Annotated in this window: 12 protein-coding genes and 1 pseudogene; 8 read left to right on the forward strand and 5 right to left on the reverse strand. The window is 71.1% G+C overall.

Going from position 1 to position 13,819, the window contains the following annotated elements; genetic code table 11:
* Window positions 1-48: 48 nt before the first annotated feature.
* The 5 genes and pseudogenes from K7C98_RS45420 to K7C98_RS03130 all read left to right on the forward strand — a co-directional run.
* Window positions 49-246: pseudogene (locus K7C98_RS45420) on the forward strand (helix-turn-helix transcriptional regulator); the annotation flags it as partial.
* 48 nt (window positions 247-294) lie between these two features.
* Window positions 295-1,587: a tyrosine-type recombinase/integrase gene (locus K7C98_RS03115; protein ID WP_224190597.1), complete on the forward strand. Its 1,293-nt coding sequence runs from the start codon at window positions 295-297 to the stop codon at window positions 1,585-1,587.
* A 640-nt stretch (window positions 1,588-2,227) separates the two neighbouring features.
* On the forward strand, window positions 2,228-3,898 hold the full coding sequence (hutU, locus tag K7C98_RS03120; protein WP_224189987.1) for a urocanate hydratase: 1,671 nt from the start codon (window positions 2,228-2,230) through the stop codon (window positions 3,896-3,898).
* On the forward strand, window positions 3,895-5,160 hold the full coding sequence (gene hutI / locus K7C98_RS03125) for an imidazolonepropionase (protein WP_224189988.1): 1,266 nt from the start codon (window positions 3,895-3,897) through the stop codon (window positions 5,158-5,160). The genes hutU and hutI overlap by 4 nt, the downstream gene beginning before the upstream one ends.
* Window positions 5,161-5,247: 87 nt before the next feature.
* Window positions 5,248-5,754, forward strand: a complete 507-nt coding sequence (locus K7C98_RS03130) for an Hsp20/alpha crystallin family protein (RefSeq protein ID WP_224189989.1) — start codon at window positions 5,248-5,250, stop codon at window positions 5,752-5,754.
* A 91-nt stretch (window positions 5,755-5,845) separates the two neighbouring features.
* Here the strand turns inward: K7C98_RS03130 and K7C98_RS03135 are convergent, their stop codons facing one another.
* The 5 genes from K7C98_RS03135 to K7C98_RS03155 are packed head-to-tail and all read right to left on the reverse strand — an operon-like array spanning window position 5,846 to window position 9,867.
* Complete coding sequence (locus tag K7C98_RS03135; protein ID WP_224189990.1) at window positions 5,846-6,553, reverse strand: hypothetical protein; 708 nt, start codon at window positions 6,551-6,553, stop codon at window positions 5,846-5,848.
* A complete protein-coding gene (gene hisG / locus K7C98_RS03140) occupies window positions 6,550-7,278 on the reverse strand; it encodes an ATP phosphoribosyltransferase (protein WP_224189991.1) in 729 nt (242 codons plus the stop codon). Before hisG ends, K7C98_RS03135 begins: the two co-directional genes overlap by 4 nt.
* Entirely contained in the window at window positions 7,262-8,527 is a 1,266-nt protein-coding gene (murA, locus tag K7C98_RS03145) for a UDP-N-acetylglucosamine 1-carboxyvinyltransferase (RefSeq protein ID WP_224189992.1), read from the reverse strand. Before murA ends, hisG begins: the two co-directional genes overlap by 17 nt.
* Window positions 8,528-8,533: 6 nt before the next feature.
* Window positions 8,534-9,556, reverse strand: coding sequence for a hypothetical protein (locus K7C98_RS03150; protein ID WP_224189993.1), 1,023 nt, complete (start codon window positions 9,554-9,556; stop codon window positions 8,534-8,536).
* Window positions 9,557-9,558: 2 nt separating this feature from the next.
* A complete protein-coding gene (locus K7C98_RS03155) occupies window positions 9,559-9,867 on the reverse strand; it encodes a hypothetical protein (RefSeq protein WP_224189994.1) in 309 nt (102 codons plus the stop codon).
* A gap of 454 nt (window positions 9,868-10,321) precedes the next feature.
* On the opposite strand from K7C98_RS03155, the gene K7C98_RS03160 reads away from it, so the two are divergent.
* Genes K7C98_RS03160 through K7C98_RS03170 form a run of 3 tightly spaced genes read left to right on the forward strand, consistent with a single transcriptional unit; the run spans window position 10,322 to window position 13,204 of the window.
* A complete protein-coding gene (locus K7C98_RS03160; protein ID WP_224189995.1) occupies window positions 10,322-11,164 on the forward strand; it encodes an OmpA family protein in 843 nt (280 codons plus the stop codon).
* A 34-nt stretch (window positions 11,165-11,198) separates the two neighbouring features.
* Complete coding sequence (locus K7C98_RS03165) at window positions 11,199-12,158, forward strand: tetratricopeptide repeat protein (protein ID WP_224189996.1); 960 nt, start codon at window positions 11,199-11,201, stop codon at window positions 12,156-12,158.
* The gene (locus tag K7C98_RS03170; protein WP_224189997.1) at window positions 12,155-13,204 is read left to right on the forward strand and encodes a DNA adenine methylase; all 1,050 of its coding nucleotides are present in this window, start codon (window positions 12,155-12,157) and stop codon (window positions 13,202-13,204) included. Before K7C98_RS03165 ends, K7C98_RS03170 begins: the two co-directional genes overlap by 4 nt.
* The last annotated feature ends 615 nt before the right edge of the window (window positions 13,205-13,819 follow it).

Consider the following 13,819-nt stretch of genomic DNA (forward strand, 5'->3'; position numbering starts at 1 on the left):
GGCGCTCCATCCTGGACGGGGCGGTGTTGGATAGTATTGGAGGATGGGATGCAAGGGGGGGATGGTGAGGCTGCGGGGTGCGATGGCGCACGCGATGCGGGTGGACTCTGGTCTGCCGCTGAGGCCGCCGCATTCCTCGGATTGAGCCTAAAGACGCTCGAAAAGTGGCGTTCTGAACAGAAGGGCCCGCCAGTGATTCGCCTCGGGCGACGGGTTGCATACTCCAGGAGCGCTATCGTCCAATGGCTCAACAGCCAGGAAACGGGGGGCACCGGAGACAAGGCCCGTCCCCCCATGAGCGAAGTCAAAGAAGTCACCGCGTGGCCCTACAGGGGCACAAACCGCTGGCAGGTCTCGATGTTCCTCACCCACCCGATCACCAACCTCGAAGTCCGGGTCCGCAAGGTCGCCCCCAGGGACCGGACGACGATGGAGGCCGCGATCGCGTGGGGTGAGCACGAGCGCCTGAAGATCGTCACGGACCTTTGCCGGGTCCCCGCGATCCCCAGCGAGGCGAGAGAGGAAGGTGCCGAGAAGGCCGAGGGTCGAGTGCCGACGCTCGCGGAACGATGGCTCGTGTTCCGCAAGCATCGGGTCGACAACAAGAAGCACGCCACGCGCCTCGGCTACGAGCTGGCGATGAAGAACGTCATGCCGATCCTGGGTGAGACCCGGCTCGACAAGATCGACTCGGTGGCGATCGGCCGCCTGCGCGAGCACCTGCGCGAGCGCAAGCATGCCCCGTCCTACCGGAACGGCACGGTGGACAAGGTGATCACCATCTTGCGCGACGCGATGGTGATGGGTGTCCTCAAGGACATCCCGCGGAACCTGATCCGCGAGACCGAAGAGGAGACGCCGCAGATCAACCCGCTCTCCCTCGAGGAGTGCGAGGCGGTCATGCAGCAGGCCCAGACCGCGCACGACGAGGTGATGGTCTTGCTCGCCTGGCACGCGGGTCTGCGCGCCGGCGAGGTCGCGGGACTCCAGTGGGCCGACATCACCCTCTGGGACCACCCCGCGCCCGACAGCACCTGCGGGCGGATCGACGTCAAGCGGAACGTGTGCAAGCGCGTCCTGCAGGACACACCCAAGGAGGGCGAGGGGGCGACGCCGATCTCGGGGCGCCTCGCGGCAGCACTCCGCCGACTCCGCGCGGAGGGGCACTCCGATCTGTGGGTGCTGATTCGGCCGCCGCGGCCGGGCAAGAAGCCGCAGTTTGCCCACGAGAGCGACACGAGCGTCGAGCAGAGGATCGCACTCCTCATGCAACGCGCGGGGATCGTCAACGAGGGGGGCAAGCGTCCGCTCGGCCCGCACCTCTTCCGCCACTCCGTGATCACCCACCTCTACGTGGCCGGAGCGACGCTCGAAGAGGCCCAGCACTTCGCGCGTCACTCCGACCCCGCGACCACCCGCGGGTACTACGTCCACCTGGAGAAGGAGCGCAAGTTCCACGTCGCGCGCCGGGTGATGTCCATCTTCGAGCCGGCCCCCTCGGGGGTCACGACACCGCCCGCTGGCAACGGCGCGGCAACGCCTGACAACGTCGTCCAGATCCGGCGTAAACGGGCCCGCACGGCCTGAAATGCATGAATGCAGGACAAGCCATGCCAGATGCTCGACGCGGAGTGGTCGATGGGGCATGTCCGAAGATTCATCCCGCGTCTGCGCGTCAGGCATGGGGCCCCTCGCTGCGTCCCATTCTCGCCGCGCCCGGCCCGCCCTGCGACGAGCGTCTCGGGCCCCGCTGGTCGTGAGACGTAGGTTTGCGTGTCCGACGACGAGAAGGGAGGCTGTCTTTCGGGACACCTCGATGCGTCCCATTCTCGTCGCGCGCGGGCCCGCGCTGCTACGATCGTCTCGGCCCCGCTGGTCGTGGGACGTAGGGTTGCGTGTCCGGCGACGAGAAGAGAGGCTGTCTTTCGGGAGACCCCTTGTGATGGTGGTTCGGACATGTCGCAAGGGCCATCTGATGGATGTCAAGACAAGGCTGCGGTAGCGACGGGGCGGCCGTGCGTCGAGCGTCGCCGCCGCACTGGCGCGACGTCGGGAGCGACGCGGACGGGCAAGCGAGGGTCGAGGCGGCCCGGCGTGAGCGGGCGCGCCGCGCGGGCGGGGAACGGCGTGAGATGCCGAGCTCGCGGGGCGCAGGGGGGTGCGCGCCGACAAAGTCACACTCGCGGCGGCCGCCGGTCCGGCGGGCGCTTGCTACCCTCGGGCCACCATGAATGCCCCCGAGATCCGCGCACCGCGCGGCACCGCGCTGTCGTGCAAGGGTTGGCCGCAGGAGGCCGCCCTGCGCATGTTGATGAACAACCTCGACCCCGAGGTGGCAGAGCGCCCGCAAGACCTGGTGGTCTACGGCGGCACCGGCCGCGCCGCCCGCTCGTGGCCCGATTACCACCGGATCGTCGCCAGCCTGAAGAGCCTCGCGGCGGACGAGACGCTGCTGGTCCAGAGCGGCCGGGCCCAGGCAATTTTCAAGACACACGAGGACGCGCCGCGGGTGCTGCTGGCCAACAGCTTGCTGGTGCCGAAGTGGGCGACGCTGGCAGAGCACGAGCGGCTGTCGGCGCTCGGGCTGACGATGTACGGGCAGATGACGGCGGGCAGCTGGATCTACATCGGCACGCAGGGGATCTTGCAAGGGACGTTCGAGACGTTCGCGGCGTGCGGACAGACGCACTTCGGCGGCGACCTGCGCGGGCGACTGGTGGTGACCGGCGGACTCGGCGGGATGGGCGGGGCCCAGCCGCTGGCGGCGACGATGAACGGAGCGGCGATCCTGTGCGTCGAGGTCGACCCGCAGCGCATCGAGCGGCGCCTGCAGCACAAGTACCTGATGCGCAGCACGACCAGCCTCGACGAGGCGCTCCGCTGGCTCGACGAGGCCCGCAAGACCCGCGAGCCGCTGTCGGTCGGCCTGCTCGGCAACTGCGCCGAGGTGCTGCCCGAACTGGTCCGCCGCGGGGTGATCCCCGACGTGGTGACCGACCAGACGTCGGCGCACGACGAGCTGCACGGATATGTCCCCGACGGCATGTCCCTCGAGGCAGCCGAGGAGCTGCGCCGCAGTGACCCGGAGGAGTACGTGCGCCGCAGCGTCGACGCGATGGGGCGGCACGTGGCGGCCATGCGGGCGATGCAGGACCGCGGGGCGATCGCGTTCGACTACGGCAACAATATCCGCGCGCAGGCGGTCCGCGCCGGGGTCGCCGATGCGTTCGAGATCAAGGGCTTCGTGCCGCTGTACATCCGCCCGCTGTTCTGCGAGGGCAAGGGGCCGTTCCGCTGGGCGGCGCTGTCGGGCGACCCGGAGGACATCGCGGTGACCGACCGCGCGGTGCTCGAGCTGTTCCCGCACAACGCGGGGCTGCGGCGGTGGATCGAGCTGGCGCGCACGCAGGTCAAGTTCCAGGGCCTGCCGGCGCGGATCTGCTGGCTCGGCTACGGGGAGCGCGAGCGGGCCGGGCTGCTGTTCAACGACCTGGTCCGCAGCGGCAAGGTGAAGGCGCCGATCGTGATCGGCCGCGACCACCTCGACTGCGGCAGCGTGGCCTCGCCCAACCGCGAGACCGAGGGGATGAAGGACGGCTCCGACGCGATCGGCGACTGGCCGATCCTCAACGCGATGATCAACACCGCGGCCGGGGCGACGTGGGTCAGCGTCCACCACGGCGGCGGCGTCGGCATCGGCTACAGCCTGCACGCGGGCATGGTGGTGGTCGCCGACGGCAGCGAGGGCGCGGCGCGCCGGCTCCACCGCGTGCTGACGACCGACCCCGGGATGGGCGTGGTCCGCCACGTCGACGCCGGCTACGACGAGGCGCTCCAGTTCGCCCGCGAGCACGACGTGCGCGTGCCCGGCCGGACGATCTTCGAGGACGGGCGATGACCGGCGACGTGCTGCTGCGCGCGGCCTCGCGGGTGTACACGCTCGCAGATGGCCCGAAGGACAGGCCCCGCGCGGGCGCCGAGATGGCGGCGCTGGGCCTGCGCGAGGGGTGGAGCGTGATCGTGCGCGACGGGACGATCGCGTGGGCCGGACCCGACGCGGCGCTGCCGGCGGAGAAGGTGCCGCCCGGCGCGGTCGAGCTCGACTGCCGCGGGCGCGCGCTGCTGCCGGGGCTGGTCGACAGCCACACGCACCTGGTGTGGGGCGGCGACCGCAAGGACGAGCTCGAGATGCGCCTGGCCGGGGCCGACTACGAGGCGATCTTCGCCGCCGGCGGGGGGATCCTCTCGAGCGTGCGCAAGACTCGCGAGCGCGACGAGGACGCGCTGCTGGCCGAGAGCGCGACGCGCCTGCGCCGCATGCTGAGCGCCGGGACCACGGCGGTCGAGATCAAGAGCGGCTACGGGCTCGACCTCGACACCGAGCTGCGCCAGCTGCGGGTCGCTCGTCGGCTGGCCCGAGAGACAGGTGTCCGCGGGGTCACGACCTGCCTGGCCGCGCACGCGCTGCCGGCCGAGCTGCGCGACCGGCCCGAGGGGCGCGAGCAGTTCGTCGGCCGGGTGTGCGACGAGGTGCTGCCGGCGGTGGTGGCGGCGGGGCTGGCCGACTTCTGCGACGTGTTCTGCGACCGCGGCGCGTTCACGCCGGAGGAGACGCGGCGGATCCTCCACAAGGCGCGCGCGCTGGGCCTGCCGATCCGCCTGCACGCCAACGAGTTCGGCCACACCGGCGGGGCCCTGCTCGCGGCCGAGTTCGGCGCGCGCTCGGCCGACCACCTGCTGCACCTCGACGACGGCGAGCGGGCCGCGCTGCGCGACGCCGGGGTGGTGGCGACGCTGCTGCCCGGCACCTCGCTGGTGCTCGGCAAGGGCTTCGCCGACGGCCGCGCGCTGGTGAAGGCGGGCGTGGCGGTGGCGGTGGCGACCGACTGCAACCCGGGTTCGTGCGCGCTCGAGTCGCTGTCGGTGGTGCTGGCGCTGGCGTGCTACGGCAACCGGCTGTCGCCCGCCGAGGCCGTCACGGCGACGACGCACAACGCGGCGGCGTCGCTCGGCCTGCACGACGAGCGCGGGCGCATCGAGGCCGGGCTCAGCGGCGACGTCGTGGTGCTCTCCACCGACGATGTCCGCGACCTCGTGTACCACGCCGGCTCGCCGCTCATCCACGCGGTGGTCCACCGCGGTCGCGTGGTCCAGCGCTGACGGCCCAGTCCGGCCTCGTGGGCGCGCAAATTTTGAGGTTGCGGCGCGCGACGCCCGGCCCATGGTTTTCGCCCGAGGAGGATGACCATGTCGCTGCTCCCGTGGAAGAGGCAACAATCGCAGAACGTCCCCGTCACGACCCAGATGTCGCCGCTGCAGCAGGACATGCAGCGCGTGTTCGATCGCTTCTTCGGCCGCCTGCCGATGTTCGGCCTCGAGCCCTTCGGCAACGTCGGCAACGTGATGGGCAACGTGATCGGCAACCTGAACTACCCGGCGATCAGCGTCAGCGACTGCGGCGAGGACGTGCTCGTGCGCGCCGAGGTCCCGGGTCTCGAGCCGAAGGACGTCGAGATCAGCGTCGAGGGCAACATCCTGACCCTGCGCGGCGAGAAGCGCGAGGAGATCCGCGACGAGAAGGAGAACTTCTTCTACCACGAGCGCAGCTTCGGCTCGTTCATCCGTCGCATCGAGCTGCCGTGCCACGTCAACTCGGAGAAGGCCGAGGCCCACCTCGAGAAGGGCGTCCTCAGCCTCACGCTGCCGAAGATCGCGGGCGAGAGCTGCAAGACGATCAAGGTCCAGGAGAGCTGACGCCTGCTGGGCGTCTGCTGGGGCTTTGCTGAGCTTCGGGACATGTCCTCACGCGCATGCCTGAAAGGCCTGTGCGGAGGGACATGTCCCTTCAGCCGATCTGGACCTCGGTGAAGTACTCGCGGGTGACCAGGTGCGTCTTGCTGTCGATCATGAACACGTGGGCGCGGCCGACGTGGCCGTCGAAGTCGACCAGCAGCCAGACCTCGATCGCCCAGTGCTTGCTCTGGGCCAGGCACGGCGGGGTCCAGCCGATGACGACCGGCGGGCCGAGGTTGTCGTGGCTGCGCTCCCGCATCGAGCGCTCGTAGCTGGGGCTGGCGCGCACGGCCGCGACGGCCTCGCGGGCGACCGACTGGTGGACGCCCTTGCGCCAGTCGCTGAAGAACCGCAGGTCGCCGACCTCGTGGTTGCCGGGCCGCAGCACCGCGACGTACGACTCGCTGGCGTCGACGTCGGCGTAGTCGGGCACGTCGAACTCGGGGTAGAGGTTGCCGGCGTCGATCTCCCGGTCGCGGGACTTGAGCGCGTTCTCGATGGCGCCGGCCTCGCGGTCGGTATAGGACAGGTAGAGGCGCAGGACGGCCGCGTCGCTCGGCAGACGGTGGTCCCAGTCGAGCACCGCGTGGCACTGGGCGTAACGGCGGTCGCCGAACGCGACCAGCTCGGGCAGCGAGGCGGCGAGGCGGCGGCGCTGGTCGGGGGTCGGGGCCAGGCCCTGCTGGGCCAGGCGGACGTGGACCTTCAGGCGCTGGAGCACCGCGGCGCGGACGAGGGCTGGGTCGTCGGGTTTGCTCATGCCGTCCCTTCAGACCCGGTGGGTCGTGCAGACGAAACGTTGCGGGCAGTGGACCCGTCGGTCGCGAGCGCGTCACGGAGGGCGGCGATGAGCGCCGTGATGGGCGCCTGCTTGAGCTTGAGGCTGGCCGGGTGCACGATGAGCCGGCTTGTCACGTACAGGATGGTCTCGACCTCCCGCAAGTTATTTTGCCGGAGCGTCTCGCCGCTCTCCACCAGATCGACGATCTGGTCCGACAGGCCGGTGATCGGGCCCAACTCGACCGACCCGAACAGGGGGATGATCTCGGGCTGGATCCCCTTGGAGCGATAATGATTCAGGGTCAGGCGGGGGTACTTCGTGGCCACCCGGAGGGAGACGCCGCGCCGGAGCGGGGTCGGGCGCGCGGCGGGCTCCGCGATCGCCAGGCGGCAGGCGCCGATGCCGAGGTCCAGCGGCTCGTAGAGGTCGCGGGCCTCCTCACCCAGCGTGTCCGACCCGGCGACCCCGATGTCGGCGACGCCGTGCTCGACGTAGGTGGGCACGTCGACCGGCTTGACCAGGAGCACGCGCGCGCCGCCGGGCAGATCGGGCCCGGGGGGCAGGTCGAACAGGAGGCGGCGGTCGTGTTCGCCCTCCCACGCGGCGGCGAGGTCGATCCCGACCCGGCGCAGCAGGGGCAGCGCCTGCTTGAGGATTCGGCCCTTGGGGAGGGCGAGGGTGAGGCCGTCAGCTCGGGGCGCCATGGTACCTGCGGATCTTGGCGCCGACCTTGCGCAGGCGCTTCTCGATGGTCTCGTAGCCGCGGTCCAGGTGGTAGACCCGGCGGATCTCCGTCTTGCCCTCGGCGACCAGGCCGGCGAGCACGAGGCAGGCGCTGGCGCGGAGGTCGGTCGCCATGACGATCGAGCCGGTGTAGCGGGCCTTGCCGCGGATGACGGCGACGTTGCCGTTGACGTGGATGTCTGCGCCGAGGCGGCACAGCTCGGGCACGTGCATGAAGCGGTTCTCGAAGATGGTCTCGGTGATGACGCTCTGGCCGCGCGCGAGGGTCGCCAGGACCATCATCTGCGCCTGCATGTCGGTCGGGAAGCCGGGGTGCGGGCGGGTCACGAGGTCGATGGGGGCGAGCTCGTCGGGGCCGATCACGCGCAGGCCCTCGGGCTCGACCCGGCAGCGGACGCCCGCTTCCTCGAGCTTGGCGATGACCGCGTGCATGTGGGACGACGGAGCATCGAGGAGGAGGAGGTCGCCCCCGGTGATCGCGGCGGCGATGGCGAAGGTCCCGGCCTCGATGCGGTCGGGGAGGATCGCGTGGTCGATCCCCTGCAGCGCGTCGACGCCTTCGATCTCGATCGTCGGCGAGCCGGCGCCGGCGATCTTCGCGCCCATCTTGCCGAGCACGATCGCCAGCTCCTGCACTTCGGGCTCGCGCGCGGCGTTCTCGAGCACGGTGGTGCCCTTGGCCATGGCGGCGGCCATCATGACGTTCTGGGTGCCGCCGACGGTGGCCATGTCGAAGTTGATGCGGGCGCCCTTGAGGCGCTTGGCCTTGACCTCGACGTAGCCGTGGGACATGCGGATCTTGGCGCCGAGGGCCTCGAAGCCGCGCAGGTGCTGGTCGATCGGCCGGGCCCCGATCGCGCAGCCGCCGGGGAGCGAGACGCGGGCGAAGCCGTGGCGGCCGAGCAGCGGGCCCATCACCGTGACCGAGGCGCGCATCGTCTTGACCAGCTCGTAGGGCGCCTCTTTCGGGCCGTCCTGGACGCCGGTGGGGTCGATCGTCAGGGTGCGGTCGCCCTCGACGGCGCAGCCGAGGCCGACCAGCAGCTGGCTCATCGTCTGCACGTCGGACAGGCGCGGGACGTGGCGGTAGGTGGTGGGGCCGTCGCCGAGGAGGGCGGCGCACTGGAGCGGGAGGGCGGCGTTCTTGGCTCCGAGCACGCGGAGCTCCCCGTTGAGTCGTGCGCCGCCGTGGATGACGATCTTGTCCATGGGCCCCTAACGCTTGCGGGAGGTCGCGCGTTCCAGCGCGGCCGTGAGGGCGGCGCGCTCGTCGGCGACCGCCTGCGGCGCGGTCCAGCCGGCCGCGACCAGTCCTCCGGGACAGGTGTCGATCGCGTCGATCACGACGTGGCGCTCGATCCCGGTGAAGTTGTGGTGGATGGACACCTCGGCGCGCAGCGGGCGGCCGTGGTCGGCGTCGACGAGGGCGGTGCGCTCGCTCCACACGCCCTTGTCGAGCGGCTGGCCGTCGCTCCAAAACCCGGCGATCTGGGCCACCGTGGTGACCTGGCCGCTCGGACCGGTCAGGGTGTAGAGGCCGTCGAGGCGCTCGCGCCACGACATCGTCGCGCACGGGCGCTCGTGGGCGTCCTGGCCGCCGGCGCCGCTGTCGGGGTCGACGCAGGACGAGCGGTTGCAGCGGCCCTCGACCCGGGCGCCGCGCCAGGTCTCGCCGACGCGGGTGCGGCGGCCCGGCAGCTGCGGCCAGGCCAGCGCCAGCGCGTCCTCGACCGGGTCCCAGGTGCGCTCGTAGCAGGCGGCGTCGGGCGAGGCCGGGCCGACCAACTCGGCCGAGACGGCCCACTCGCGCAGCAGCTCGCGGCCGGACGTCTTGGGCCCGCGGAACATCAGCTGGCCGGCGAAGGGTCTGTCCTTGGGGACAGGCCCCTCCGACCATTGCCCCTCGGGCATGTCCTCGGGGCCAGTCGTCCCGAAGCCCCAGCCGAGCACCAGGACCGACAGGCTGTGCTCCTCGCTGACGTGGAGGAACTCGGCCAGGCCGGGCGGGAAGGTCTCGTCGATGCGGACGCGGTAGGCGAGGGGGCAGTCTGCGCGGGGGGCGTGCCAGGCGAGCGGGGCGACGGCGTTGGGGGCGTCAGTCAACACCAGGCCGTCGTATTCGGTCGACAGGTCGACCGGGGTGGCGTCGTCGGCGGGGGCGCAGGCGAGGGCGGCGGCGAGGGTCGCGGAGAGCGCGCGGAGGCGGACGGTCGCGCGGTGGTGCGGGCGCGAGCGCATGCTCAGGCGACCAGGAATGGGCCGAGGCGGCGCTGGATCACGGCCTCCGGCATGCCTGCGGTGTCCTCGTCCATGGCGTTGAGCTCGTCGACGATCGCCGCGATTTCGGCGCGGGCGGCCTCCTTGCGGTCGTCGCCGACGAACCCGTGGAAGACGGTCTCACCGGCGGCGGCGCGGGCGATCTCTTTGCCTCGGTTGTGCTCGTCCAGGTCGGTGAAGAAAACGAAGTGAAACGCGCGATTATAGTCGGACTCGCGGTAGATCTCGAACATCGTCTTGTTGTCCGAGCCGGGACTGACCTTGGCGACCATCGCCGCGAACCATGCCAGACGCCGCGCGGAAGCAAAAGTCGGCGGGGCGTGACCTTGGCGGCGCCGGCACCCCACGCCGGTGGCTTCCTTCCTCGTGCGGCCCGGGCGACGGACGCGGCGGGGGCCCGGGGAGGGGGCACACGTGCATCAGGTCGGTCGCGCCGGGTCGCCCGCTCGTGCGGTTGACACCCCTCGCACCGCTCGGTATCCCTTTGGCCGCCCGGACGGAAGTTTCGCCGGAAATTTGCTCCCCGGACCCCCACATCCGAGAGTTCGCCCCCGGCCCCTCCGTCCAGCACTCGCACGCTCGCCAGGTCTTCGGGCGAGCAACTGGTCCCGCCTCCCCGGCCCGAACGGGCCGACCTTCGCACCTCGGCCCTTCGGGCCCGAACCTGTCTCCCCGGCCCGAACGGCCTCGAGAAACACCTCCCCGGAGTCGCCCCTCATGCGCGCCATGTTCTCCCGCATCCAACCCCACCTGCTCGCTCTCGGCTTGGGCTTTGTCGCGCTCGGCAGCGCCGCCTGCAAGCCGCCGGTCTACCCGGCCTGCAAGAAGGACAAGCACTGCAACGTCGACCTCGACGAGAAGTGCGTCGACAAGCAGTGCCAGAACTGCAAGACCGACGCCGATTGCGCGACGAAGGGGCCGAACGGGACGCCGTGGAAGTGCGCCGAGTTCCGCTGCCAGGATCCGGCGCTGGCCGGCAGCGGCGGGGCCGACGGCGTGGGAGCGCCCTGCCAGCAGACGATCGAGTGCACCAACGGCCTCGTGTGCAAGGCCGGCGCCTGCGGCGCCTGCTCGGAGGACTTCGACTGCCAGCCGGGCACCTGCGACATCGGCTCGGGCCGCTGCAACGCGCCCGGCTCCGGCGGCGCCGGCGGCTGCCAGACCGACGACCAGTGCGCGATGGACGAGATCTGCAACATGGGCACCTGCGAGTTCTCGGGCGCCATGGGCGGCGGCACCAACCCGTGCCCGGATGTCCCGAAGATCTACTTCGGGTTCGACAACCCGAACCCCGAGCCGGCCGACCAGGAGAAGCTCAAGGCGCTGGCCGAGTGCCTCAAGAGCAACAACGCCCAGCTCATCCTCGAGGCGCACGCCGACTCGCGCGGCACCGAGGAGTACAACATCATGCTCACCGACAAGCGCGGCGTGACGGTGAAGGAGTACCTGCAGAACCTCGGGATCGACGCGTCGCGCATGACGGTCGTGTCCAAGGGTGACCTCGAGGCGACCGGCACCGACGAGGGCAGCATGAAGGAAGACCGCCGCGTCGACTTCATCTACCAGTGACGACCACCGCCCCTCGCGGGGCTCGAAGGACATCATGCTTCTACTGCGCCGCCGACTCCCCGGCGGCCTCGGACGCCCCGGGGCGGTCGCGAGCCTGCTCGCGGCCGCTCTCGTCGCGCCAGGCTGCCTCACCCTCAAGGCCGAGCACGACGACCTCGCCAAGAAGGTCGACAAGATCGAGACCCAAACCATCGACCGCAGCAAGGAGCTCGACGAGAAAGTCGTGGAGGCCGACAAGAAGCTGGCCGAGCTGCAGGCCAAGCTCGACCAGGCCGAGTCGCTCCTGCGCGGCAGCCAGGCCGGCATCGGCGTGCGCATGGACGTGGTCGAGCAGGAGACCCAGCAGCTGCGCGGCTCGACCGAGAACGCCGAGCTCGTCGCCTCGGCGACCCAGCAGGCGCTGCAGGAGCTGCGCGGGGACGTCGACGAGCGCCTGAAGAAGCTCGAGGAGAAGCTCAACGAGGCGACCAACATCCCCGAGAGCAAGGACGAGCTGTGGGCCGAGGCCGACCGCCAGCTCCAGCGCAAGAACTTCAAGCAGTCGCGGACCCTGTTCCGCACCTTCATCTCGCGCTACCCCGGCGACCCCAAGCTGCCGGACGCCGACTTCAAGGTCGGCCTCACGTTCTACAGCGAGCGCGACTACAAGAGCGCCCTCGGCATCTTCTACAAGATCATCCAGGACCACGCCGACGCCCCGGTGGTCAGCGACGCGCTCTACTACTCGGGCCTCGGGTTCGCCAAGCTCGGTCAGTGCAAGAACGCGATCGCCTACTTCGAGGCGCTGATCCGGCCCAAGTCGACGGCGCCGGCGCAGTACCAGAAGGCGGCGAAGGACCAGATCGACCTGCTCAAGAAGGACAACGGCGACCTCTGCTACGACCGCGAGGACGCCAACTCCGGCGCCGCCGCCAAGCTCGGGGTGCAAGAGACCCAGAAGCCCGCCGCCAAGGAGCCGGCCAAGGAGCCGGCGAAGAGCGGCAAGAAGAAGTGATCAAGTACCTCGGCTCGAAGCGGCTGCTGATCCCCGAGATCTTGCGGGTCGTCCGCGGCCTGCCGGAGGTCCGGACGGTCATCGACCTGTTCTCGGGGACATCCAGGGTCGGGCACGCGCTCAAGGCCGCCGGCTACCGCGTGCTGGCCAACGACCACAACAAGTACGCCGAGACGCTGGCCCGCTGCTACGTCCAGGCCGACCGCGAGGACGTGCTCGACGACGCCCGCCGCCTGGTCGCCGAGCTCAACGCCCTGCCCGGCGAGCCCGGCTACGTCACCCGCACCTTCTGCGAGGAGGCCCGCTTCTTCCAGCCGAAGAACGGCGCCCGCATCGACGCCATCCGCCGGGCGATCGCCGACAAGGGCCTGGGGCCCGAGCTCGAGGCCGTGCTCCTGGTCGCCCTCATCGAGGCCGCCGACCGCGTCGACTCGACCACCGGCGTGCAGATGGCCTACCTCAAGGCGTGGGCCGCGCGCGCCCACGGCGATCTCGAACTACGTGTCCCCGAGGTCCTGTCCCGAGCAACATGGGGAAAAGGACAGGCCCATGGCCTCGACGCCATCGCCGCCGCCGGCGCGCTCGAGGGCGACCTCGCCTACCTCGACCCGCCGTACAACCAGCACTCGTACCTCGGCAACTACCACGTGTGGGAGACGATTGTCCGCGGCGACGCCCCCGCCGCCTACGGCGTCGCCCGCAAGCGCGTCGACTGCCAGGAGCGCCGCAGCGCCTTCAACGCCCGCACCAAGATCCGCGCCAGCATGGAGGCGCTGATCGACGCCGTGCGCGCGCCGCTGCTGGTCGTCTCGTTCAGCGACGAGGGCTACCTGTCGCGCCCCGAGCTCGAGGCCCTGCTGGCCCGCCGCGGCCCCGTCCGCGTGCTGTCGTTCGACTACAAGCGCTACGTCGGGGCCCAGATCGGCATCTACAGCCCGCGCGGCGAGAAGGTCGGCCGCGTCAGCCACCTGCGCAACACCGAGATGCTCTACGTCGTCGGCGAAGGCCGCCACGCCGACGCCGTCGCCGCCTTGCCCGAACGCTGACGGCTGCCTCTCGCGGTGCGGCGCGCTACGCCGACTCTCGCGGCGCTTCGGCCCGGACTCGCCGGCGGACAAGAGTTCTGCGCACGGCGAGAAGCGGGGCCGCGACGATCGTCGCCCGGGCGGATCGTGAGACACGAAAGCTGTGCGTGACGGGAAGCGGGGCCGCGACGATCGTCGCCCGGGTGGGCCGGACGGATCGTCGGACACAAAAGCTGTGCGTGACGAGAAGCGGGGCCGCGACAATCGCCGCCGGGCGGGCCGGGCGGGCCGGGCGCGGCGAGAATGGGACGCAGCGAGGGGCCCCGTGCCTGGCGCGCAGACGCGGGATGAGCCGTCGGACGTGCCCCATCGACCCCTCCGCGTCGAGCACCTGGCATGGCAGGTCTCGCGTCGCGACGGGACCCGTTCTCGCCGCGCCCGGCCCGCCCGACCCAGGTCTTCCGAGCCCCGCGCCGTTGCAGCGGAGACGATCGCCGCCCGGTGGCCCGGCCCGCCCGACCCAGTTCTTCCGAGCCCCGCACCGCTGCAGCGGAGACGATCGCCAGGTGGCCCGCCCGACCCAGTTCTTCCGAGCCCGCGCCGCTGTAGCGGAGACGATCGCGGCCGGCCCGCCGG

It is taken from the genome of Nannocystis pusilla (genome assembly GCF_020073745.1).
GTDB classification, from domain to species: Bacteria; Myxococcota_A; Polyangia; order Nannocystales; family Nannocystaceae; genus Nannocystis; species Nannocystis radixulma.